The organism is Lysobacter lycopersici (assembly GCF_007556775.1).
GTDB lineage: Bacteria > Pseudomonadota > Gammaproteobacteria > Xanthomonadales > Xanthomonadaceae > Pseudoluteimonas > Pseudoluteimonas lycopersici.
The window spans coordinates 529,593-551,566 of the sequence record NZ_CP041742.1 but is presented as its reverse complement, the minus strand read 5'-3'; the positions used below and the strand labels follow the sequence as shown (position 1 = coordinate 551,566).

Annotated in this window: 18 protein-coding genes; 7 read left to right on the top strand and 11 right to left on the bottom strand. The window is 66.8% G+C overall.

The window, feature by feature from the left end; translation table 11 throughout:
* Positions 1 to 3 precede the first annotated feature (3 nt).
* From FNZ56_RS02825 to FNZ56_RS02815, 3 genes are read left to right on the top strand one after another with little or no spacing between them, the layout of a single operon-like run.
* Entirely contained in the window at positions 4 to 480 is a 477-nt protein-coding gene (locus tag FNZ56_RS02825) for an NUDIX hydrolase (protein ID WP_143878398.1), read from the top strand.
* Entirely contained in the window at positions 477 to 1,589 is a 1,113-nt protein-coding gene (mnmA, locus tag FNZ56_RS02820) for a tRNA 2-thiouridine(34) synthase MnmA (protein WP_143878397.1), read from the top strand. The genes FNZ56_RS02825 and mnmA overlap by 4 nt, the downstream gene beginning before the upstream one ends.
* Positions 1,586 to 2,194 carry a lysogenization protein HflD gene (locus FNZ56_RS02815; RefSeq protein ID WP_143878396.1) on the top strand — a complete coding sequence of 203 codons (609 nt, stop codon included), beginning with the start codon at positions 1,586 to 1,588 and terminating at the stop codon, positions 2,192 to 2,194. Before mnmA ends, FNZ56_RS02815 begins: the two co-directional genes overlap by 4 nt.
* Here FNZ56_RS02815 and FNZ56_RS02810 read toward each other — a convergent pair.
* Together FNZ56_RS02810 and FNZ56_RS02805 are read right to left on the bottom strand one after the other, a co-directional pair.
* A complete protein-coding gene (locus FNZ56_RS02810) occupies positions 2,191 to 2,592 on the bottom strand; it encodes a type II toxin-antitoxin system VapC family toxin (RefSeq protein ID WP_143878395.1) in 402 nt (133 codons plus the stop codon). The two genes, FNZ56_RS02815 and FNZ56_RS02810, sit on opposite strands and share 4 nt — an antisense overlap.
* Complete coding sequence (locus FNZ56_RS02805) at positions 2,589 to 2,864, bottom strand: AbrB/MazE/SpoVT family DNA-binding domain-containing protein (RefSeq protein ID WP_143878394.1); 276 nt, start codon at positions 2,862 to 2,864, stop codon at positions 2,589 to 2,591. The genes FNZ56_RS02810 and FNZ56_RS02805 overlap by 4 nt, the downstream gene beginning before the upstream one ends.
* Before the next feature lie 146 nt (positions 2,865 to 3,010).
* Here FNZ56_RS02805 and acnA point away from each other — a divergent pair, with 146 nt between their 5' ends.
* Positions 3,011 to 5,776 (top strand): aconitate hydratase AcnA, encoded by a 2,766-nt coding sequence (acnA, locus tag FNZ56_RS02800; RefSeq protein WP_143878393.1) that lies wholly within the window; start codon positions 3,011 to 3,013, stop codon positions 5,774 to 5,776.
* A 92-nt stretch (positions 5,777 to 5,868) separates the two neighbouring features.
* On the opposite strand, the gene FNZ56_RS02795 is transcribed toward acnA, so the two are convergent.
* On the bottom strand, positions 5,869 to 6,276 hold the full coding sequence (locus FNZ56_RS02795; protein WP_143878392.1) for a Cif family virulence factor: 408 nt from the start codon (positions 6,274 to 6,276) through the stop codon (positions 5,869 to 5,871).
* Positions 6,277 to 6,436: 160 nt separating this feature from the next.
* Between FNZ56_RS02795 and FNZ56_RS02790 the strand changes: the two genes are divergently transcribed.
* Together FNZ56_RS02790 and FNZ56_RS02785 are read left to right on the top strand one after the other, a co-directional pair.
* Positions 6,437 to 8,116, top strand: a complete 1,680-nt coding sequence (locus FNZ56_RS02790) for an AMP-binding protein (RefSeq protein ID WP_143878391.1) — start codon at positions 6,437 to 6,439, stop codon at positions 8,114 to 8,116.
* A 172-nt stretch (positions 8,117 to 8,288) separates the two neighbouring features.
* Complete coding sequence (locus FNZ56_RS02785; RefSeq protein ID WP_143878390.1) at positions 8,289 to 9,161, top strand: crotonase/enoyl-CoA hydratase family protein; 873 nt, start codon at positions 8,289 to 8,291, stop codon at positions 9,159 to 9,161.
* Between the two features lie 22 nt (positions 9,162 to 9,183).
* Here FNZ56_RS02785 and FNZ56_RS02780 read toward each other — a convergent pair whose 3' ends face one another.
* From FNZ56_RS02780 to prfB, 4 genes are all read right to left on the bottom strand, one after another.
* The gene (locus FNZ56_RS02780) at positions 9,184 to 11,331 is read right to left on the bottom strand and encodes an ATP-binding protein (RefSeq protein WP_143880242.1); all 2,148 of its coding nucleotides are present in this window, start codon (positions 11,329 to 11,331) and stop codon (positions 9,184 to 9,186) included.
* A 12-nt stretch (positions 11,332 to 11,343) separates the two neighbouring features.
* The gene (locus tag FNZ56_RS02775; RefSeq protein ID WP_143878389.1) at positions 11,344 to 12,453 is read right to left on the bottom strand and encodes a response regulator; all 1,110 of its coding nucleotides are present in this window, start codon (positions 12,451 to 12,453) and stop codon (positions 11,344 to 11,346) included.
* A 107-nt stretch (positions 12,454 to 12,560) separates the two neighbouring features.
* A complete protein-coding gene (lysS, locus tag FNZ56_RS02770) occupies positions 12,561 to 14,075 on the bottom strand; it encodes a lysine--tRNA ligase (protein ID WP_143878388.1) in 1,515 nt (504 codons plus the stop codon).
* A gap of 86 nt (positions 14,076 to 14,161) precedes the next feature.
* Positions 14,162 to 15,290, bottom strand: a protein-coding gene (prfB, locus tag FNZ56_RS02765; RefSeq protein WP_143878387.1) for a peptide chain release factor 2 whose coding sequence is annotated in 2 segments (ribosomal slippage) — positions 14,162 to 15,214 and positions 15,216 to 15,290 — 1,128 coding nt in all. Because the reading frame shifts where the segments join, the coding sequence is not laid out codon by codon here.
* A gap of 97 nt (positions 15,291 to 15,387) precedes the next feature.
* Here prfB and FNZ56_RS02760 point away from each other — a divergent pair.
* A complete protein-coding gene (locus tag FNZ56_RS02760) occupies positions 15,388 to 15,600 on the top strand; it encodes a hypervirulence associated TUDOR domain-containing protein (protein ID WP_143878386.1) in 213 nt (70 codons plus the stop codon).
* Here the strand turns inward: FNZ56_RS02760 and recJ are convergent.
* The 4 genes from recJ to carB are packed head-to-tail and all read right to left on the bottom strand — an operon-like array spanning position 15,597 to position 21,973.
* Positions 15,597 to 17,318, bottom strand: coding sequence for a single-stranded-DNA-specific exonuclease RecJ (recJ, locus tag FNZ56_RS02755; RefSeq protein WP_143878385.1), 1,722 nt, complete (start codon positions 17,316 to 17,318; stop codon positions 15,597 to 15,599). The two genes, FNZ56_RS02760 and recJ, sit on opposite strands and share 4 nt — an antisense overlap.
* Positions 17,315 to 18,238: a phosphoglycerate mutase gene (locus tag FNZ56_RS02750; RefSeq protein ID WP_143878384.1), complete on the bottom strand. Its 924-nt coding sequence runs from the start codon at positions 18,236 to 18,238 to the stop codon at positions 17,315 to 17,317. Before FNZ56_RS02750 ends, recJ begins: the two co-directional genes overlap by 4 nt.
* Before the next feature lie 4 nt (positions 18,239 to 18,242).
* Entirely contained in the window at positions 18,243 to 18,707 is a 465-nt protein-coding gene (gene greA / locus FNZ56_RS02745) for a transcription elongation factor GreA (RefSeq protein WP_185970819.1), read from the bottom strand.
* 11 nt (positions 18,708 to 18,718) lie between these two features.
* Positions 18,719 to 21,973: a carbamoyl-phosphate synthase large subunit gene (gene carB / locus FNZ56_RS02740; protein ID WP_143878382.1), complete on the bottom strand. Its 3,255-nt coding sequence runs from the start codon at positions 21,971 to 21,973 to the stop codon at positions 18,719 to 18,721.
* Position 21,974 lies beyond the last annotated feature (1 nt).

The following is a 21,974-nucleotide window of genomic DNA, read 5'->3' as shown; positions in this document are numbered from 1 at the left end:
CCCATGAGTTACCGCGAGGGACGCTTCTGGCAGCCCGACGTCACCGTCGCCACCGTGGTGGCGCGCGACGGGCAACTGCTGATGGTCGAGGAACGCGTTTCCGGCCAACTGGTGCTGAACCAGCCGGCCGGACACCTCGAACCGGACGAAAGCCTCGCTGAAGCGGCTTTGCGCGAAACCCGCGAGGAAACCGGCTGGGACGTGCGCCTGACCGGTTTCGTCGGCGCCTACCAGTGGAAAGCGCCGTCGTTGAACGGCAATCCCGGGCGCCATTACCTGCGGTTCGCGTTCGCTGCCGAGCCGGTGGCGCACGATCCGGCGCGGCGCCTGGACGAAGGCATCGTGCGCGCGTTCTGGGTCCAGCCTTCGGAACTGTTCGGCATGCGCGAACGCCACCGCAGCCCGCTGGTGGCGAAGGTGGTCGAGGATTTCCTCGCCGGGCGCCGGCACCCGCTGGAACTCGCGCAACAGCTGCCATGAACGCGGGCAAGGTGCTGGTCGGCATGTCGGGCGGCGTGGATTCGTCGGTCGCGGCGCTGTTGCTGCAGCGCGCCGGGGTCGATGTCGCGGGCCTGTTCATGCACAACTGGAACGACGACGGCAGCGGCGACTGCCGGGCGGAGGACGATCGCCGCGATGCGGTCGCGGTCTGTGGCCGGCTGGGAATCCCGATCCATTTCCGCGATTTCTCCGGCGAATACTGGGACGGGGTGTTTTCGCACTTCCTGTCCGAATACGCCGCCGGGCGCACGCCGAACCCGGACGTGCTCTGCAATCGCGAGATCAAGTTCAAGCATTTCCTCGACGCCGCGCGTGAACTCGGGGCGGAAAAAATCGCCACCGGCCATTACGCGCGCATCGGGCGCGAAGGCAATGCGTTCCGCCTGCTGCGCGCGCTCGATCGCGGCAAGGACCAGAGCTATTTCCTGCACCAGCTCGGGCAGGAACAGCTCGCCGCCACGCATTTCCCGCTCGGCGAACTGCACAAGGACGAAGTGCGCCGGATCGCGGCCGAAGCCGCCCTGCCGACCGCGGCGAAGAAGGATTCCACCGGCATCTGCTTCATCGGCGAACGTGATTTCCGCGAATTCCTCTCGCATTACCTGCCGATGCGCGAAGGCGAAATCCGCACGCCCGACGGCGCGCGCGTGGGCGAACATCCCGGCACGTTCTTCTACACGCTCGGCCAGCGCGAAGGCCTGCAACTCGGCGGCGTGCGCGGGCGGCCGCAGGCGCCGTGGTTCGTGGTCGGCAAGGACGTCGCGCGCAACGTGTTGTACGTCGACCAGGGCCACGACGGCCCGTGGCTGCAATCGCGAATGCTTTGGTCGGAACCGGTGCACTGGATCGCCGGCACGCCACCCGCAGCGCGTTTCGCCTGCACCGCGCAGACGCGCTATCGCCAGCCGGACGAGGATTGCGAGGTGCTTGTGCGCGACGACGGCTGCGTGGAAGTGCGCTTCGTGCGTCCGCAACGTGCGGTCACGCCCGGGCAATCGCTGGTGCTCTACGACGGCGATGTGTGCCTGGGCGGCGGTGTGATCGAACGCACCGACGCCCCTGCCCTCGCCACGGATGCCGCCGCATGAGCGCGTTCGAAGACCGGTTGCTGGCGCTCGCCGGCGTGGCCCAGGCGCTGGCCCAGGTGCGCCGGCTCGCCGATACCGGCCAGGCCGATGGCGTGCACCTGCAGCCGCTGGTGGAAAGCGTGTTCCGCATCGATGCCGAAACGCCGGCGGCGGTCTACGGCGGCACGGCCGCGGTCGCGCCCGGCTTGCGCATCCTGCGCGCGCATTTCGGCAACCAGGCGCGCGATCCGATGCTGCCGCGGCTGGCGCTGGCGCTGTTGCAGGTGGAACGGCATTTCGTCGCCGACGACGGCGCAGTGCGCGGCGTGCGCGAGGGGATCGAAACCCTAGCGCCGCTGATGCAGTCGCACGGCGCGCTAGACCGCGAAGTGCTCTCCGGCCTCGCCCGCGTCTATGTCGAGCACATCAGCCCGCTACGGCCGCGGATCATGGTGCAGGGCAATCCGCACTACCTCGCCCAGGCCGACCTCGTCGGCGAAGTGCGCGCCGCCCTGCTCGCGGCCCTGCGCTCGGCGGTGCTGTGGCGCCAGCTCGACGGCACGCTGTGGGATTTCCTGCTGCGCAAGCAGGCGATCCGGTCCGGAATCGACGCGCTGCTGGCCTAGGTGGCCGGCACGATCAGCTTCAAGCCCTTGAAGTAATCGCGATAGAAGCCCGCGTCGCGGGTGATCAGGCCGCTGCATTGCATCAACGCGTGCGCGCCGATCAGGAAATCCGGGATGGTGCGTGCGCGACCGCCGCTGCGTTGGCGGTAACGGCGCTGCATTTCGCCCGCGCGCAAGGCGGACTTCGTTTCGAGCGAGTCGAAGCGGATGCTCATTTCCTCGAGCACGGCCATCGCCTCGGAACCATCGCGCAACGCGGTGCAGACTTCGGCCAGGACGACTTCGCACACCACCACCGGCCCCGCGCTGAGCGACTGGCGCAGGCATGCCTCGGCGGACTCGGCTTCGTGACCGTTGGCCAGCAGGTCGACCAGCACGGAGGAATCGATGGCGATCATTTGTCGCCCGGTTTCCGCAGGACCTCGAACGACTCGAGCGGATCGCCCGGCGCACGGCCGCGGATCGCGCGCATCGCTTCATCGGTGTTGGCGAAACCATCCAGCTTGAACCGGCCGCGCGCGCGCGAAATCGCATCGTCCACGTTCTTGCGCAGGATGATGCGGCCGCCGTCGAGTTCGACTTTCAGGGTGGTGCCCTTGGTCAGGCCCAGCGCATCGCGCACCGCCTTGGGCAGGGTGATCTGGCCGCGTTCGGCCACCGTGGCTTCCATGGCGCACCTCCGTGCCGGAAAGTATGCAAGGAACATACATACTTTTATCGTCATATTCAATCTGGCATACTAGGTGCGTTCCCGACGGTTCGATCGGGCAATCCACAAGCCAAGGCCCTTGCGCCCCGCCACCGGAGTTCTCCCCCATGGCCGATTCCTTCGCCACCCGCGCCCAGCTCGCCGTCAACGGCAAGTCCTTCACTTATTCCAGCTTGCCGAAGTTGGGCGAACGCTTCGGCGGACTGGCCAAGCTGCCCTACTCCATGAAGATCCTGCTGGAGAACCTGCTCCGGCACGAGGACGGCGTGACCGTGCTGCCCGAGCACATCGAAGCGGTGGCGAACTGGGACGCGGCGAAGGAACCGGAGACCGAAATCGCGTTCATGCCGGCGCGCGTGGTGCTGCAGGACTTCACCGGCGTGCCCTGCGTGGTCGACCTCGCGGCCATGCGCGACGCGGTGGTGAAGCTCGGCGGCAAGGCCGACCAGATCAATCCGCTGATCCCTTCGGAACTGGTGATCGACCATTCGGTGCAGGTCGACGTGTTCGGCCGTCCCGATGCGCTCGACCTCAACGGCAAGATCGAATTCGAACGCAACCAGGAACGCTACAGCTTCCTGCGCTGGGGCCAGAAGGCCTTCGGCAACTTCAAGGTGGTCCCGCCGAACACCGGCATCGTGCACCAGGTGAACCTCGAGCACCTCGCCCGCGTGGTGGTCGAACGCGACATCGACGGCGCGACCTGGGCGTTCCCGGATACCGTGTTCGGCACCGATTCGCACACCACCATGATCAACGGCATCGGCGTGCTCGGCTGGGGCGTGGGCGGCATCGAGGCCGAGGCCGCGATGCTGGGCCAGCCTTCGTCGATGCTGATTCCGCAGGTGGTCGGCTTCAAGCTCACCGGCAAGCTGCCCGAAGGCGCGACCGCCACCGACCTGGTGCTGACCGTGACGCAGATGTTGCGCAAGCTCGGCGTGGTCGGGAAGTTCGTGGAATTCTTCGGCGATGGCCTGCAGCACCTGCCGTTGGCCGATCGCGCGACCATCGCCAACATGGCGCCGGAATACGGCGCGACCTGCGGCATCTTCCCGATCGACGCGGAATCGCTGAACTACCTGCACCTGTCGGGCCGCAGCGCGGAACAGATCGCGCTGGTCGAGGCCTATGCCAAGGCGCAGGGCCTGTGGCACGACGCGAATTCGCCGCACGCCACCTATTCCGCGACGCTGGAACTGGACATGGCCACGGTGCAGCCCTCGCTGGCCGGTCCCAAGCGCCCGCAGGATCGCGTGCTGTTGCAGGACGTGCACGCCAATTTCGATGAAGCGCTCAAGGCGCTGGTCGCCAACCGCAAACCGAAGGGCGTGGGTTGCGCGATCGAGGAGCTCAAGGGCGAAGGCGGCGACCAGCCGCAGGCCGAGCATCTCGCGGCGAAGCCGGTATCGAAAATCCGGATCAGGGACCAGGACGCAGAACTCTCCGACGGCTCGGTGGTGATCGCCGCGATCACTTCCTGCACCAACACCTCGAACCCGGCGGTGATGCTCGGCGCCGGCCTGCTCGCGCGCAACGCGGTCGCGAAGGGCCTCAAGGCCGCGCCCTGGGTCAAGACCTCGCTCGGCCCGGGTTCGCTGGTGGTCACCGACTACCTGAAGAAGGCCGGCGTACTCGACGACCTCGAGCAGCTCGGCTTCTTCGTGGTCGGCTACGGCTGCACCACCTGCATCGGCAATTCCGGCCCGCTGCCGGACGAAGTGTCCAAGGGCATCGCCGAGAACGAGCTCGTCGTCGCCTCGGTGCTGTCCGGCAACCGCAACTTCGAAGGCCGCGTGCATCCGGAAGTAAAGGCGAACTACCTCGCCTCGCCGCCGCTGGTCGTGGCCTATGCCCTCGCCGGCACGGTGAACATCGACCTGACGACGCAGCCGCTCGGCAAGGACGGCAGCGGCAACGACGTGTTCCTGCGCGATATCTGGCCGAGCAACAAGGAGATCGGCGACACCATCGCCGCGACCGTCGGTCCGGAATTGTTCGCGCAGAACTACGCCGACGTGTTCAAGGGCGACTCGCGCTGGAACCGGATCGAATCGCCGGAAGGCGAATCGTTCGCCTGGGACGAGGCCTCGACCTACATCAAGAACCCGCCCTACTTCGACGGCATGACGATGCAGGTCGGTTCGATCGACGACATCCACGGCGCACGCGTGCTTGGCCTGTTCGGCGATTCGATCACCACCGACCACATCTCGCCGGCCGGCAACATCAAGAAGGATTCGCCCGCGGGCCGTTTCCTGCAGTCGCGCGGCGTGCAGCCGGCCGACTTCAACAGCTACGGTTCGCGCCGCGGCAACGACGACGTGATGGTACGCGGCACCTTCGCCAACATCCGCATCAAGAACCTGATGTTCGGCGGCGAGGAAGGCGGCAACACCCTGTACTTCGGCAAGGATGGCGGCGGCGAAAAGCTGGCGATCTACGACGCGGCGATGAAGTACAAGGCCGATGGCACGCCGCTTGTGGTGCTCGCCGGCAAGGAATACGGCACCGGTTCCTCGCGCGACTGGGCGGCCAAGGGCACCAACCTGCTGGGCGTGAAGGCGGTCATCGCCGAAAGCTTCGAGCGCATCCACCGCTCGAACCTGGTCGGCATGGGCGTCCTGCCGCTGCAGTTCAAGGATGGCGAGAACGCCGCGTCGCTCGGCCTCGATGGTTCGGAACGCTTCGACATCACCGGCCTGGACGATGGCGCGGCGAAGATCGCTGCCGTCACCGCCACGAAGGCCGATGGTTCGAAGAAGGCGTTCGAAGCCAAGGTGCTGCTGTTGACGCCGAAGGAAGTCGAATACTTCCGCAACGGCGGCATCCTGCAGTTCGTGCTGCGGCAGCTGGCGGCGAAGAAGGCCGCATAAGTTTTGCTCGTCATCCCGGCGAAAGCCGGGACCCAGCTCTTGGTCCCGAATGTTCGATAGCTGGGTTCCGGCCTACGCCGGAATGACGATGATTAAAGTTTCGGCCTCCACTCCGCCGACAACAGCTTCCATTCGCCGTCGACCAGCCGCCAGCCGGTTTCGACCTCGTAGACCTGGCCGCTGTCGGGCAGCAGTCCACCGGAGCCTCCGGTCGCGAGCACGCTGAAAGTCGCGACCGCATCGCGCGCGCCGCGCAGTTCCACCGTCGCCGGGCCGAGTTTCGCGGAAACATCGCGGTAACGCAGGAACATCCCCGCGGCGAGTTGCCGCGCCCCCTGCTTGTCCAGTCCGTCATTCCCGATGAAGTCGTCGGCGAGCATGTCGGCCACGTCGCCGGCATCGCGGGCATCGACGGCTTCCTGCAAGGACTCGATGCGATCGCGCACCGCCTGTTCCGGCGACTCGCGGGAACAACCCGCGGCGACGGCGAGCAGGACCACGAACACCAGCGCCCAGAGGGGCTTCGATCGCGCGATTCGATGTTGCGGTGCGGCAAACACGTCTTTTTTCGCCTTGTCAGTGCATCGACCCTATGCTCAAATCCTAACGCAACCGTACGCGTCCGCATCGTGCGACGTGGCGGCGGGAAGGGGACCGCGCATGAGCCTTGAACGTCCATGGCTGGACAACTATCCGTCGGGCGTTCCCGCAACCATCGACGTCGGCGAATACCCGTCGATCGTCGCGGTGCTCGACAAGGCCAATGCCGATTACCGCGACCGCCCCGCCTTCTCGAATTTCGGCAAGGCGCTGACCTTCGCCGACATCGACCGCCTCAGCAGGCAGTTCGCCGCCTACCTGCTCGGCGAGCTCAAGCTGAAGAAAGGCGATCGCGTCGCGATCATGCTGCCCAACTGCCTGCAGTACCCGATCGCGATCTTCGGCGTGCTGCGCGCGGGCCTGACCGTGGTGAACGTCAACCCGATGTACACAGCGCGCGAACTGCGCCACCAGATGGAGGATTCGGGCGCGAAGGTGATCCTCGTGCTCGACAACTTCGGCGACACCGTCCAGGAAGTGCTGGAGCGCATGCCGGGCGTGCTCGCCATCACCAGCGGCCTCGGCGACATGCTCGGCTTCCCCAAGGGCGCCATCGTCAACTTCGTGCTCAAGCACGTGAAGAAGATGGTGCCCGACTACCGCATCGAAGGCGCCGTGCGCTTCCGCGACACGCTCACGCTCGGCCAGATGCACGCCCTGCCCGAAGTCGCCATCGGCCACGACGACATCGCCTTCCTGCAGTACACCGGCGGCACCACCGGCGTCGCCAAGGGCGCCATGCTGACCCACGCGAACATGATCGCGAACATGCAGCAGGTGGGTGCATGGATCACGCTGTCGCTCGATCGCGGGCAGGAAGTCGCGATTGCGGCGCTGCCGCTGTACCACATCTTCTCGCTCACGGCCTGCGCCATGGTGTTCATGCGCATCGGCGCGCACAGCGTGCTGGTGACCAACCCGAGGGACATGCCCGAGTTCGTCAAGATCCTGAAGTCGGTGCCGTTCTCCATCCTTCCCGGCGTGAACACGCTGTTCAACGGACTGCTCAATACCCCGGGCTTCGGGCAACTGGATTTCTCGCACCTGAAGGTCACGCTGGGCGGCGGCATGGCGGTACAGCGCGCGGTCGCGGAAAAGTGGAAACAGGTCACCGGCTGCACCCTCGCCGAGGCCTACGGCCTGACCGAAACCTCGCCCGGCGTATGCATCAACCCGCTCGACCTGAAGGACTACAACGGTTCGATCGGACTGCCGCTCCCGTCCACCGACGTGTGCGTGAAGGATGACGAGGGCAAAGTGCTCGCCTCGGGTGAAATCGGCGAACTCTGCGTCAAGGGCCCGCAGGTGATGAAGGGCTACTGGCAGCGGCCCGAGGAAACCGCCAAGGTCATCGATGACAGCGGCTGGCTGCACACCGGCGACATGGCACGCATGGACGAACGCGGCTATTTCTTCATCGTCGACCGCAAGAAGGACATGATCCTGGTTTCGGGTTTCAACGTGTACCCGAACGAGATCGAGGACGTGGTCGCGATGATGCCCGGCGTGCTGGAGGTCGCGGCCATCGGCGTGCCGGACGACAAATCGGGCGAGGCTGTGAAGGTATTCATCGTGCGCAAGGACCCGGCGCTGACGGCAGAGCAGGTCAAGGCCTTCTGCCGGGAAAACCTGACCGGTTACAAGCTGCCGAAGTTCGTGGAATTCCGCGACGCCCTGCCCAAGAGCAACGTCGGCAAGATCCTGCGCAAGGAATTGCGCGGGCCTGTCGCATCGACCTGACCGCCCCGGCCATCCGGGCGGCCCGCTTCCGCTTTTCGGCCGGAACCGGGTGAAAATGCTTGCGTTGGGCCCCCGACAGGCGCATAGAGACGTGCGTCGGGCGCCCTGCATATCTTCCATGGCCGCCACCCCCGAGCCCGACCGGTTGCCTGGCGGCAGAGGGGACACTTCCATGAGCAGCATCGAACGCCTGCACCGCACGCGTGCATATCCCACCTTGCGGGTCGAATCCGACCCATCCGGCGCCGAACACTGGATGTACATGCACGCCGACATCCAGCGCGGCACCAGGCCCTGTTTCCGCACCGCGCTCATGGACGACATGTGGAGTTTCCTGACCTCGATCACCCAGCGCGAGGGCCAGCGCAAGCCGGGTACGTTGCGCCATGTCGTGATCGCCTCGGACGCCAGTGCCTTCAACCTCGGCGGCGACCTCGAGCTGTTCTCGCGCCTGATCCGCGACAACAACCGCGAACAACTGCTCGCCTACGCACGCCGTTGCGTGGACGGCGTCTACCACCTGCACGCATCGCTCGGTGGCGACGTGCGCACCATCGCACTGGTCCAGGGCGATGCCCTCGGCGGCGGCATGGAACTCGCCCTCGCCTGCCACACCATCGTGGCCGAGGAAGGCACGAGCATGGGCCTGCCCGAAGTGCTGTTCGGACTGTTCCCGGGCATGGGCGCGTACTCCTTCCTGTGCAAGCGCGTCTCGCCGCAACTGGCGGAAAAACTCATCCTCGAAGGCAACATGTACGGCAGCGAGGAACTGCACCGCATGGGCGTCATCGACGTGCTGGTCCCGAAGGGCGAAGGCGAAGCGGCCGTGCAGGACATCATCCGCCAGCAGCAGCGGGCACCGCACGCGCACCTGGCGCTCAATGCGGTTCGCGCGATCGCGCAGCCGGTCGGTTACGACGAACTGATGGGCATCACCGAGGTCTGGGTCGATACGGCGCTCGAACTCGGCGACCGTTCGCTGCGCACCATGGATCGGATCGTCCGTGCCCAGTCGCGCCGCGCGGGGGCGGAAGCCGCGGCCTGAACAACGGGTAGCGTCCCCTGCCCTAGTTCCTCTCGCTGTCGCGTGCGGCCGGCGTGCCGCGCGCGTCCAGTGCGGCGCGACCCTGCACGAGCCGGTCACGCAGGCCCTGCAGGCGCTGGCGCCATTCGCGCGACAGTTGCCACGCGGCGAGGCGCATCACTTCGCTGCTGTCCCCCGCCAGTCTGACCAGGCCGAGGTTGCTGGAGACGCCCTTCAGCGCATGCGCATGGTCGCGCAGCGCATCCCATTGTTCCGCTTCGCCGGCCTGGCCGAGCATCTCGAGGCAGCCTTCGGCATCGCGCAGGCATTGCGCGACGAATTCGCGTTCGAAGTCCTCGCCCATGCCGAGCCCGCTGAGTTCCTCCAGCACGCCGGCATCGAACACGTTGTCCTGCAGTGGCGGGAGGTCGAAGCGCAGCGGTTGCGGCGGTGCCGCGGCCTGGCCGGGCGCGGAGATTTCGGCAAGCGTGTCGAGCAACCGGGAAGCGACCACCGGCTTGGGCAGGAAAGTGTAAGCCCCGGCCTGCTGGCAACGCTGGATCGATTCCGGGGTCACGTCCGCGCTCAGTACCAGCACCGGCGTGCGGTTGCTGCTGCCCGCCTCCATCACCCGCAATTCGCGCAGCAGGTCGAGGCCGCTGACGCCGGGCATGTGCAGGTCGACGATGGCGAGCGAGAAGCCGCCGGCTTCCAGTGCCGACAGCGCATCGTTGCCGTTGTCGACGGTGACCACGTGGTGGCCGGCTTTCTGCAGCATGCGCTGCAGGACCATGCGGTTGGCGACATGGTCATCCGCGACCAGCACCTGCATCGAACGGACCCGGGCGCGATGGCGGCGGAAGACGTCGCCGAAGGCGATGACGTTCTGCGTGTCCGCGGGCGGCACGGGGCCGGTGTCGAGTTTGGCGGCAGGGGTCGCGGCGGCCGCGACTTGGAAGGGCAATTCGACCCAGAACCGGCTGCCGCTGTTCTCGGTGCTTTCGAAGCCGATGCGGCCGCCCATCGCTTCGGTCAGCCCCTTGGCGATGCTGGTGCCCAAGCCGGTGCCGCCGTAGCGACGCGACAGGCTGGCATCGGCCTGTTCGAAGGCCTCGAAGAGGCGCGCGCGAGCGGTGGCCGGGATGCCGATGCCGGTGTCGACGACGGCGAATTGCAGGCGAACCCCGGAGCCTTCGTTGGCCGCGAGCGCGACCTCCAGCCGCACCGAGCCGCGATCGGTGAATTTCACTGCGTTGCCGGCCAGGTTCGTCAGCACCTGTTGCAAATGCACCGCATCGCCATGCAGGCCGTCGGGAACCTCCGCCGCGACCAGCGACGCGTAGTCGATCCGCTTGGCCCGCGCCGAAGGCAGCAGCACCAGGCCGATGCCGTCGACCAGCTCGCGCAACGAGAAATCGACCAGGTCGGACTTCAGCTTCCCAGCCTCGATCGCCGAGATGTCCAGTACGTCCTGCACCAGTGCCAGGAGGCTGCGCGCCGAGGCCTGGATGGTATTGACGCATTCGCGCTGCTCCGCGTCGAGGCGCGTGCTCGCAAGCAATTCCGACATGCCCGCAAGACCGTTCAGCGGGGTGCGGAACTCGTGGCTCATGTTGGCGAGGAAGCGGGTCTTGGCTTCGTTCGCCCGTCGCGCTTCATCGGTCGCGCGGGTCAATGCACGCAAGAGGCCCGACAGGTACAACGGAACGGCGACGAGGCCGACCAGCAACCCGACGCCGAGGCTGCGGTTCTGCGCCCAGTACGGACTGAAGACGAGCACGCTGCCGAAACTGCAGGCCGCCATCGCCACTGCGACCCGCAGGTAACGGCTGCCGTAGCGCAGGCCGTTGCCGACCGTCACCCACATCAGGATCACGTAGACCCAGGCCAGCGGCTCGCCGAGGCGGATCATCGCCGCGGCCATCAGGCCGTAATCCGCGAGCATGCCGAGCCCACGGCGCGGGTGCGAAACACCGGGCCGCCGCACGATGCCGACCACGATGCCGACGCCGACGAAGAAGCCGATGCCCACCATCGCCAACACGTCGCGGTATTCGGCGACGCCACCATCGCCCGGCCCGTGCAGCAGCAGGTAGACCAGCACGACCGTCAGCACCGCGAGCCTGACCAGTGCCTGCCCGTGTTCGCTGTCCGGGCGTTGCGAGAAGCGCTGCTTGAGTTTTGCCGGCATGGCGCTCACCACTCAGTTCCGCGCGAGGTGCACCGAACTGGCGGAATACCGGTCGCAGATCTCGTACAGGCGCGGCAGGTTGTCCACCAGTGCTTCCACGCAGTCCGGATCCAGCATCTTGCCGCTTTGTTCGCGCACGTACTGGAGCGCATCCTCGACGCTCCATGCGTGCTTGTAGGGGCGCGGGGAAATCAGCGCGTCGAAGATGTCCGCGACAGTCACGATGCGGGCTTCCAGCGGGATGTCCTCTCCGGCGAGCCCGTGCGGGTAACCGCTGCCGTCGTAGCGTTCGTGGTGGTGCAGCGCGATCCTCGCGCCGATCTGGATGAAGCGGTTGTGGCTGTCCTCGAGCAATTGGTAGCCGATGACGGGATGCTGCTGCATGCGCTTGCGCTCGGCATCGTCGAGCGGGCCCGGCTTCATCAGCAGCGAATCCGGGATCGCGATCTTGCCGATGTCGTGCAGCGGCGCGGCGAGTTCGATGGTGCGTACCTGCTCCTCGGGCAGGCCGAGGCCTTCGGCGATCAGGCCGGCGATGTGCGACATGCGCTCGAGGTAGGCGCTGGTGCCGGTGTCGCGCAGTTCGATCGCGCGTGCCAGACGCGACAGGGTTTCGCGTTCGCGTTCCTCGACCTCGTGCATGCTTGCGAGCAGGCGCTGCTCCAGCGACAGCGCGCGCTGCTTCACCGATTCCGATTGCTGCCGCAGTTGCAGCAGGTTGCGGCAGCGCGCGCGGAGTTCGCGCGGGCGGATCGGCTTGACCAGGAAATCGATCACGCCGGCGTCCAGCGCGGCCTGGCGCACGGGTTCGTCGCCGACGACCGTCACCAGCACGATCGGCACGTCGCGGTTGCGCAGCGGCTTGCGGAAGGCCTTGGCCAGTTCCAGCCCGTCCATGCCGGGCATGCGGTAATCGAGCAGCAGCAGGTCCGGGCGGTTGCTGTTGCACCAGGCGAGCGCGGCATCCGGCTCGCCGAAATCGTGGACGGCGAGCTGCGGCCCGATGTCCTGCACGATGTGCCGGAGCATGGTGCGCGCGGAGGGCTGATCATCGACGATGACGATATCCACGCGCCGCTCCCCCTTCATGTGCATGAATACGGGACCATCCGGTCCGGCCATCCTCCGCGCAAACCATGGCGGAGGCAAGGGGCAACATGCAAGAGGCGTGCCACCCGGCTGATTTGTAATGGAAACGGAATCCCGGGGAAAGGCCGGACAAGCAGACCTTAGCCCGCCTGCTCGGGCCGCATGTAGGGGAACAGCAGGACATCGCGGATCGAAGACGAGCCGGTGAGCAGCATCACCAGGCGGTCGATGCCGACCCCGAGGCCGCCCGTGGGCGGCAGCCCGGTTTCCAGCGCCCGGATGTAGTCGGCGTCGTAGTGCATGGCCTCGTCGTCGCCGCCTTCCTTCGCCTCGACCTGGGCGCGGAAGCGCGCGGCCTGGTCCTCGGGATCGTTGAGTTCCGAGAAGCCGTTGGCCAGTTCCTTGCCGCCGATGAACAGCTCGAAGCGGTCGGTGATGCCCGGTTCGACATCGGATTCGCGCGCCAGCGGCGAGACCTCCACCGGGTAATGGGTGACGAAAGTGGGCCGGATCAGCCCTGCTTCGACCGTCTTTTCGAAGATCTCCAGCAGCAACTTGCCCCAGCCGTAGCCTGGTTTCACGTGTACGCCCAATCGCGCGCAATGCGCGGCCAGCGCGTCGCGGTCGCGGCAATCGGCAACCGAGATTTCCGGGTTGAGCTCGCGCACGGCCTCTTCCAGCTTCCAGCGACGGAACGCGGGGCCGAGGTCGATGGCATTGCCGTCCCATTCGAACGTGGTGGTGCCCATCGCCTCGACGGCGACGTCGCGCATCATGGCTTCGGTCAAGTCCATCACATCGGTATACGTGGCGTAGGCCTCGTACAGTTCGAGCATGGTGAACTCGGGGTTGTGCCGGGTCGACACGCCTTCGTTGCGGAAGTTGCGGTTGATCTCGTACACGCGCTCGAGCCCACCGACCACAAGGCGCTTGAGGTACAGCTCCGGCGCCACGCGCAGGAACAGGTCGAGGTCCAGCGCGTTGTGATGGGTGGTGAACGGCTTGGCCGTCGCGCCACCGGCGATGTAATGCATCATCGGCGTTTCCACTTCGAGGAAACGGCGTGCATCCAGCCAGCGGCGGATCGCGGCGACGATGCGCGAACGTGCGACGAACACCTCGCGCGCTTCCGGGGTGACGATCAGGTCGACGTAACGCTGGCGATAACGCTGTTCGACATCGGCCAGGCCGTGGAACTTGTCCGGCAACGGGCGCAGCGCCTTCACCAGAAGGCGTAGCTTGTCGGCCTTCACCGACAACTCTCCGGTCTTGGTCCGCATCAGCGAACCTTCGGCGGCGACGATGTCGCCGATGTCCCAACCCTTGAACGCGTCGTAGGTCTCGCCCAGCACGGTCGACTGCAGGAACAACTGGATGCGCCCGCCCATGTCCTGCATGGTGGCGAACGCGGCCTTGCCCATGACGCGCTTCGCAAGCAGGCGTCCGGCGATGGCGACGCGGCGACCGTCCGCTTCCAGCGCTTCGCCGGTCCATTTCTCCGCGTCGGCGTATTCGGCCTGCAGGTCGCCGGCATAGTCGCCACGGCGGAAATCGTTGGGGAAGGCGATGCCCTGCCCGCGCAACGCCGCGAGCTTGCCGCGGCGCTCGGCGATGAGCTTGTTCTCGTCGATGGGTTGGACGCTGTCGTCGGTCATTGCGAATCGTTTCTGCAGGGGCGGCCTTGGCCGCGACGATTGGTGGTCAGAAGCAGTCGCGGCTGTAAGCCGCTCCCACAAAGGCACTATGCCGCATCGCTGCGCTTCTCACCGCCTTCCAGCCCGGATTTCAGGCTGGCTTCGACGAATTCGTCGAGGTCGCCGTCCAGCACCTTCTGCGTGTCGCTGCGTTCGATGCCGGTGCGCAGGTCCTTGATCCGGCTCTGGTCGAGCACATAGTTGCGGATCTGGCTGCCCCAGCCGATGTCGGACTTGGTCGCTTCCAGCGCGTCCTTCTCGGCATTGCGCTTCTGCACTTCCAGCTCGTACAGCTTGGCTTTCAGCATCTTCATCGCGGTGTCGCGGTTCTGGTGCTGGCTGCGCCCGGTCTGGCAGGCGACGACCGTATTCGTCGGGATATGGGTGATGCGGACCGCCGATTCGGTCTTGTTGACGTGCTGGCCACCCGCGCCGGACGAACGATAGACGTCGGTCCTGAGGTCGGCCGGGTTGATGTCGATTTCGATGTCGTCTTCGACTTCCGGCGAAACGAACACGCTGGTGAAGCTGGTGTGGCGGCGGTTGTCGGAATCGAACGGCGACTTGCGCACCAAGCGATGCACGCCGATTTCGGTCTTGAGCCAGCCGTAGGCGTAATCGCCCTCGACGCGGAACGTCGCCGACTTGATCCCGGCCACGTCGCCGCCGCTGGCTTCCATCAGTTCGACCTTCCAGCCACGCGATTCGGCCCAGCGCAGGTACATGCGCAGCAGCATCTCGGCCCAGTCCTGCGCCTCGGTGCCGCCGGCGCCGGCCTGGATGTCGACGAAGGCGTTGGCCGAATCCATCTTGCCGGAGAACATGCGCTGGAATTCGATCTGTTCGACGCCCTTCTCGTAGCGGTCGACGTCGGCGACCACCGCCAGCGCGGTGTCCTCGTCGTCTTCCATTTCAGCGAGGTCGAGCAATTCGCCCGCGCCGCCGAGGCCGTCCTTCAGGCCACGGATGCCGTTGACGGTCTTGTCGAGCAGGGAACGCTCGCGGCCCAGCGCCTGCGCGCGTTCCGGGTCGTTCCAGACGTCGGGGTTCTCGAGTTCGCGTTCGACTTCTTCCAGGCGCTCGCGCTTGGCATCGTAGTCAAAGATACCCCCGGAGCGCGTCGAGGCGACCGGTCAGGTCGGCGATGCGGGCTCGGACGGGATTGAGTTCGATCATGGCGTGCGTACCGCGAAAAATGACCGCGGATTCTAGCATCCACGCGCCCTGCACCGCCCGCGGGCTAGGCTGCCGGCAAGGCGAAGGAGGAACGGCCATGGCGGGATTCAAGGTGGGCGACCACGTCGGCTGGAATTCGGAGGCCGGGCATGTCAGCGGACGCATCATCAAGGTGCACACCCGCGATTTCGACTACAAGGGCCACCGGCATCACGCCTCGCCGGAGAAGCCGCAGTACGAGATCAGGAGCGACAAGACCGACCACGTGGCCGCGCATTACGGCGCGACGCTGACGAAACTGGACGATTAGCCCGCCTCCGCCGGCTCGCGGTGTTCGACCACCAGTTGCACCGCATCCCCGCCGCGCCAGTCGTCGCCCTGCAGGCGGTAGGCGATGCGCACGCGCGTTGGCGGCGTTTCGCCATTCCAGCCGCCGAACTGGATCGCGTTGAAGCGCCGACCGTCGCGGCGCAGTTCCAGCTTGAGATGGCGTTCTCCGACCGCGCGCGACGACAGCACCTCGAATTCGCCGTCGAACAGCGGTTCCGGCCAGCCCTGCCCCCATGGCCCGGCATCGCGCAATAGATCCGCAGTCGCACGGCTGAATTGCTCCGGTTCCAGTTCGCCGTCGGTCCACAGCTCGGCCTGGAGGATGGCCGGATCGAGCATCGATGCAACGGCTTCGCGCAATGCGGTTTCGAACGCGGGCAGTTTCGATTCCGCCAGCGTCAGGCCCGCGGCCATCGCGTGGCCGCCGAAGCGTTCGATCAAGCCGGGATGCGCGGCATCGACCGCGGCCAGGGCGTCGCGGATGTGCAGGCCGGGGATCGAGCGTGCCGAACCGCGCAGTTCGCCGCTGCCCGGCTGCGATGGCGCGAACACCACCGCCGGCCGGTGCGCGCGCTGCGCGAGTTTCGACGCGACCAGACCGACCACGCCGGCGTGCCATTCCGGGTCGAACAGGCACAAGGCGACCGGTGGCGAATCCCAATCGTTGGCGAGCCCGGCGAACGCGGCTTCGGCCTCGTCGGTGGTGTGCTGCTGCAGCGCGCGGCGTTCGCGGTTGATCGCATCCAGCGCGGTCGCGAGCTCCAGCGCACGCACGGGTTCGTCGCAGAGCAGGCATTCGATGCCCACCGTCATGTCTTCGAGCCGGCCGGCTGCGTTGATGCGCGGGGCGATGCCGAAGCCGATGTCGCTGGCGGTGAGCGTCGTGCGTTCGCGACCGGCGACCTGCGCCAGTGCGTTCAGTCCGGCGCTGCCCTGCCCGGCACGCAATCGGCGCAACCCCGCCGACACCAGCGCACGGTTGCAGGCGTCGAGCGGCACGAGGTCGGCGACGGTGCCGACCGCGACCAGGTCCAGCAGCGCGGAAAGATCGGGCTCCGGCGACGGCAGTTTTCCGCTTCCGCGCAATCGCTTGCGCAGCGCCAGCAGCAGGTAGAACAGCACGCCGACGCCGGCCAGCGCACGACTGCCGAAATCGTGCCCGGGCAGCGCGGGGTTCACGATGGCGTTCGCGTCCGGCAGCGTTTCGCCTGGCAGGTGGTGGTCGGTGACCAGCACGTCCCAACCGCGCGAACGCGCCGCGGCGATGCCCGCATGGCAGGCGATGCCATGGTCGACAGTGACCAGCAGTTCCGGTTCCAGCCCGACGAGTTCCTCGACCAGCGCGGGCGTCAGTCCGTAACCATGTACCGCGCGGTTCGGGACCGCGTAGGCGACGTGGCGCGCGCCGAGCATGCGCAGGCCGCGCACGCCGGTGGCGCAGGCGGTCGCGCCATCGCAATCGAAATCAGCGACCACGACGATGCGTCGATCGTTCGCGATCGCATCTTCCAGCAGCGCGGTCGCGGCCTCGATCCCGGGCATCGCATCGGGCGATGGCATATCCGCGAGTCGCGGTTGCGCCAGCGCCGGACCATCCGCACCGCGCGCGGCATACAACCGACGCAGCAGTTCCGGATAGCGTTCTGGCCAGTCGCCCTGTTGTCCGGGTTCGCGGCGACGGATGCGAACCGCAGTCATTCGCGAAGCAACGCGAACGGCTTGCGCCAGAAGCGCCAGCGCTGGCCTCGACGCAAGGTGAATCGCGGGCCGTCGGCGAAGTCCAGCGCCAGTTCCTGCAGGTCCCCGCGATGCAGGGCCTCGAGCATCGGCCGCAGCGTCGCGGCGTCGGCCTTGCGCAGGTCGAACAGCGCATCCTCGGGAATTGGCGGTTTCGCGGGCATGGCTTCGATCTTCGCCAGCCGTGCCAGTCCGTGCAGCAGGGCATCGTCGGAATGCAGCTTCGGAAAAGCCGCCGTCGCATGATCGGGCAATGTTCCCCCACCCCAGGGCCACAGCGCGTTCAGCGCCACCCTGCCCGCCTCGGCGCGTTGCACGTTGCGTGGATGGTTGTGCAGCAGCACTTGCGCCTCGCTCGCCAGTGCATTCCAGCGCCTTGCTTCCGGCCCGTCGGGAGCGTGTTCGAACACGTCATCGCCCAGCGCGATCTCCGGCGACGCGAACGCCGGCAGCTTCGCTTCCTTCGGCAGGCGCAGGTACCAGCGCGCCGGATGCGGTGCCTCGAGCTGGAAGCCGGCATCGCCGAACAGCGGTTTCAGCGCGGGCAGGAACGCGACGGAATCCGCTTCGTCGAGGCCCAGCGCCTCGCCGGTGCCGAGCAGCAACACGCCCTTGATGTCGGCGCGCAGGTGCGCGGGATCGACCCGCAGCCACGCATGTCGGCGCACGTCGTCGACATCGGCGCCGATTTCCGCAAGGCGGCAAACCGCAGCTTCCGGCCAGCGATTCGGAAGCAGGGAAAAATGCCTTCGCAGTTGCGCCGCGCGTCCGGATTCTCCGTCGACGCGATCCGCGCGACCGAGCGCGCGTGCAAGATCGGCCGGCGGCGTTCCCGCGAAAACGCAGGCCAGCGGGGGCAGCAGCAGGACCGCGCGGGCCATGCGATCAGCCGAGGTAGCGCACCGAGAGGATGTCGTACTCGCGGGTGCCGCCCGGGGCCTCGATGCTGATGCTGTCGCCCTCGTGCTTGCCGATCAGCGCGCGCGCCACCGGCGAGGAAATCGCGATCAACCCCTGCTTGATGTCGGCTTCGAGGTCGCCGACGATCTGGTAGGTCTTCTCCTCGCCCGAATCCGCGTCGGCGAGTTCCACGGTGGCGCCGAACACCACCTTGTCGCCGGCCGCGAGCGTGCCGACGTCGATGACCTGCGCGTGCGAAAGCTCGGCCTCGAGGTGCTTGATCCGACCCTCGATGAAGCCCTGCTGCTCGCGCGCCGCGTGGTATTCGGCGTTTTCCTTGAGGTCGCCGTGCGCGCGCGCTTCGGCGATCGCGTTGATCACCGCCGGGCGCTTGACCGACTTCAGTTCCTCGAGCTCCGCGCGCAGGCGCTGCGCGCCTTTCGCGGTGATGGGGGCGCGGCTCATGCCTGCTTCTCCACGGCAAGTTCCCTGTGCAGTTCCTGCAGCGAGAGCACGTCGCCCGCGCCGCGGTGGTCCAGCGAATGCAGCAATGCGCGCGCGCCGGACACGGTGGTGGAATAGGTGACGCGCTGCTGCAGGGCCTCGCGCCGGATCGAGAAGGAGTCGGCGATGGCCTGCCGCCCTTCGGTGGTGTTGACGATATAGCTGATTTCGCCGTTCTTGATCAGGTCGACGATGTGCGGGCGGCCCTCGATCACCTTGTTCACGCGCTCGCAGGCGATGCCGGCGGCATTGAGGTAATCGGCGGTGCCCCCGGTGGCGACGATGGAAAAGCCGCGCTGGAGCATGTCGCGCGCGACATCCAACACGCGCGGTTTGTCCGGATCGCGCACCGAGATGAAGGCCTTGCCCGCCTGCGGCGCCTTGATGTTCGCGGCTTCCTCGGCGCGCGCGAACGCGGCGCCGAAGCTGCGGCCCACGCCCATCACTTCGCCGGTCGAGCGCATCTCCGGGCCGAGGATCGGATCCACGCCCTGGAATTTGGCGAACGGGAACACCGCTTCCTTGACCGAGTAGTAACCGGGGACGATTTCCGCGGTCGCGGACTGCTCCGCCAGCGACATGCCGGCCATGCAGCGCGCGGCGATCTTGGCCAGCGGCCGGCCGGTGGCCTTGGACACGAACGGCACCGTGCGCGAGGCGCGCGGGTTCACTTCCAGCAGGAAGATCGCGTCGTCGCCGTCGTCGCGCTGCTGGATCGCGAACTGGGTGTTCATCAAGCCGACGACGTTGAGCGCCTTGGCCAGCGCGACGACCTGCTCGCGCAGGCGTTCCTGCGTCTTCGCGGACAGCGAATACGGCGGCAGCGAGCAGGAGGAATCGCCGGAATGCACGCCGGCTTCCTCGATGTGTTGCATCACCCCGCCGACCAGCACCTTGCCGTCGCGGTCGGCGATGACGTCGATGTCCACTTCCACCGCGTTGTCGAGGAAGCGGTCGAGCAGTACAGGCGAATCGTTCGACACCTTCACCGCCTCGCGCATGTAGCGCTCGAGGTCGGCGTCGGCGTGCACGACTTCCATCGCGCGGCCGCCGAGCACGTAGCTCGGGCGCACGACCAGCGGATAGCCGATTTCGCGCGCAAGGCTCAAGGCTTCCTCGGCGCTGCGTGCGGTGCGGTTCGGCGGCTGCAGCAGGCCGAGGTCGTCGACCAGCTTCTGGAAGCGCTCGCGGTCTTCGGCGAGGTCGATGGAATCGGGCGAGGTGCCGATCACCGGCACCCCGTTGGCTTCCAGCGCCTTCGCAAGCTTCAGCGGCGTCTGCCCGCCGTACTGCACGATCACGCCGACCGGCTTTTCCAGTTCGACGATCTCGAGCACGTCTTCCAGCGTCAGCGGCTCGAAGTACAGACGATCCGAAGTGTCGTAGTCGGTGCTCACCGTCTCCGGGTTGCAGTTGACCATGATCGTTTCGAACCCGTCCTCGCGCAGCGCCAGCGCGGCGTGCACGCAGCAGTAGTCGAACTCGATGCCCTGGCCGATGCGGTTCGGGCCGCCGCCGAGCACCATGATCTTGCGGCGGTCGGTCGGCTGCGCCTCGCATTCGTCCTCGTAGGTCGAATACAGGTACGCAGTCGTGGTCGCGAATTCCGCGGCGCAACTGTCCACGCGCTTGTACACCGGGCGCACGTTGAACGCTTTGCGTAGCGCGCGTACCGCGGATTCGCTGGTGTTCGCGAGCCGGGCGATGCGCGCGTCGGAGAAGCCCTTGCGCTTGAGCGCGCGCAGGCGGCGCGCATCGAGCCCGTCGAGGCCGCGTTGCGCAAGGTCGTTCTCGGCTTCGACCAATTCCTCGATCTGGTCGAGGAACCAGGGATCGACGAACGAAAGCGCATGCACGTCTTCGACGGACATGCCGGCACGGAAGGCATCGGCGAGGTGGAAGATGCGTTCGGGGCCCGGCTCCTTCAGTTCGCGGCGCAACGCGGCGAGGTCGGCCTCGTCGGCGAGGGCGAGCCCGGTGGGATCGAGGCCGGTCTTGCCGGTTTCAAGCCCGCGCAGCGCCTTCTGCAACGACTCCTGGAAGCTGCGGCCGATGGCCATCACCTCGCCCACCGACTTCATCTGCGTGGTGAGGCGCGCGTCCGCGGCCGGGAACTTCTCGAACGCGAAGCGCGGGATCTTGGTGACGACGTAGTCGATGGCCGGTTCGAACGAGGCCGGGGTCTTGCCGCCGGTGATCTCGTTCTTCAGCTCGTCCAGGGTGTAGCCGACCGCGAGCTTGGCCGCGACCTTGGCGATCGGGAAGCCGGTCGCCTTCGACGCCAGCGCGGACGAACGCGACACGCGCGGGTTCATCTCGATGACGACCACGCGGCCGTTCTTCGCATTGATGCCGAACTGCACGTTCGAACCACCGGTGTCGACGCCGATCTTGCGCAGCACCGCGATGCTGGCGTCACGCAGGCGCTGGTATTCCTTGTCGGTCAGGGTTTGCGCCGGGGCGACGGTGATGCTGTCGCCGGTATGCACGCCCATCGCGTCGAGGTTCTCGATGCTGCAGACGATGATGCAGTTGTCCGCGGTGTCGCGGACGACTTCCATCTCGAACTCCTTCCAGCCGAGCACGGACTCCTCGACCAGGATTTCGTGCACCGGCGAAAGTTCGAGGCCGCGCTTGGCGATCTCCTCGAACTCTTCCCTGTTGTAGGCGATGCCGCCGCCGCTGCCGCCGAGGGTGAAACTCGGACGGATGATGGTCGGATAACCGACCTTGGCCTGGATTTCGACCGCCTGTTCGAACGTGCGCGCGACTTCGGCCTTCGGGCATTCCAGCCCGATCTCGCTCATCGCCACGCGGAACAGCTCGCGGTCCTCGGCCATGCGGATCGCTTCGCGCGAGGCGCCGATCAGCTCGACGCCGTGTTTCTCCAGCACGCCGTTATCCGCAAGATCAAGCGCGCAGTTCAGCGCGGTCTGCCCACCCATGGTCGGCAGCAATGCGTCGGGCTTTTCCTTGGCGATGATCTTCTCGACCGTCTGCCAGTTGATCGGCTCGATGTAGACCGCGTCGGCCATTTCCGGGTCGGTCATGATCGTCGCCGGATTGCTGTTCACCAGCACCACGCGGTAGCCCTCGTCGCGCAGCGCCTTGCAGGCCTGCGCGCCGGAGTAATCGAACTCGCAGGCCTGGCCGATGACGATCGGCCCGGCGCCGATGATCAGGATGGTCTTGATGTCGGTGCGCTTGGGCATC

What these genes read in the sequence shown, in the direction of transcription:
- FNZ56_RS02825 (WP_143878398.1), top strand. Translation starts at nt 4, where the DNA reads ATGAGTTACCGCGAGGGACGCTTCTGGCAGCCCGACGTCACCGTCGCC.
- mnmA (WP_143878397.1), top strand. Translation starts at nt 477, where the DNA reads ATGAACGCGGGCAAGGTGCTGGTCGGCATGTCGGGCGGCGTGGATTCG.
- FNZ56_RS02815 (WP_143878396.1), top strand. Translation starts at nt 1,586, where the DNA reads ATGAGCGCGTTCGAAGACCGGTTGCTGGCGCTCGCCGGCGTGGCCCAG.
- FNZ56_RS02810 (WP_143878395.1), bottom strand. Translation starts at nt 2,592, where the DNA reads ATGATCGCCATCGATTCCTCCGTGCTGGTCGACCTGCTGGCCAACGGT.
- FNZ56_RS02805 (WP_143878394.1), bottom strand. Translation starts at nt 2,864, where the DNA reads ATGGAAGCCACGGTGGCCGAACGCGGCCAGATCACCCTGCCCAAGGCG.
- acnA (WP_143878393.1), top strand. Translation starts at nt 3,011, where the DNA reads ATGGCCGATTCCTTCGCCACCCGCGCCCAGCTCGCCGTCAACGGCAAG.
- FNZ56_RS02790 (WP_143878391.1), top strand. Translation starts at nt 6,437, where the DNA reads ATGAGCCTTGAACGTCCATGGCTGGACAACTATCCGTCGGGCGTTCCC.
- FNZ56_RS02785 (WP_143878390.1), top strand. Translation starts at nt 8,289, where the DNA reads ATGAGCAGCATCGAACGCCTGCACCGCACGCGTGCATATCCCACCTTG.
- FNZ56_RS02780 (WP_143880242.1), bottom strand. Translation starts at nt 11,331, where the DNA reads ATGCCGGCAAAACTCAAGCAGCGCTTCTCGCAACGCCCGGACAGCGAA.
- FNZ56_RS02775 (WP_143878389.1), bottom strand. Translation starts at nt 12,453, where the DNA reads ATGGCCGGACCGGATGGTCCCGTATTCATGCACATGAAGGGGGAGCGG.
- lysS (WP_143878388.1), bottom strand. Translation starts at nt 14,075, where the DNA reads ATGACCGACGACAGCGTCCAACCCATCGACGAGAACAAGCTCATCGCC.
- FNZ56_RS02760 (WP_143878386.1), top strand. Translation starts at nt 15,388, where the DNA reads ATGGCGGGATTCAAGGTGGGCGACCACGTCGGCTGGAATTCGGAGGCC.
- recJ (WP_143878385.1), bottom strand. Translation starts at nt 17,318, where the DNA reads ATGACTGCGGTTCGCATCCGTCGCCGCGAACCCGGACAACAGGGCGAC.
- FNZ56_RS02750 (WP_143878384.1), bottom strand. Translation starts at nt 18,238, where the DNA reads ATGGCCCGCGCGGTCCTGCTGCTGCCCCCGCTGGCCTGCGTTTTCGCG.
- carB (WP_143878382.1), bottom strand. Translation starts at nt 21,973, where the DNA reads ATGCCCAAGCGCACCGACATCAAGACCATCCTGATCATCGGCGCCGGG.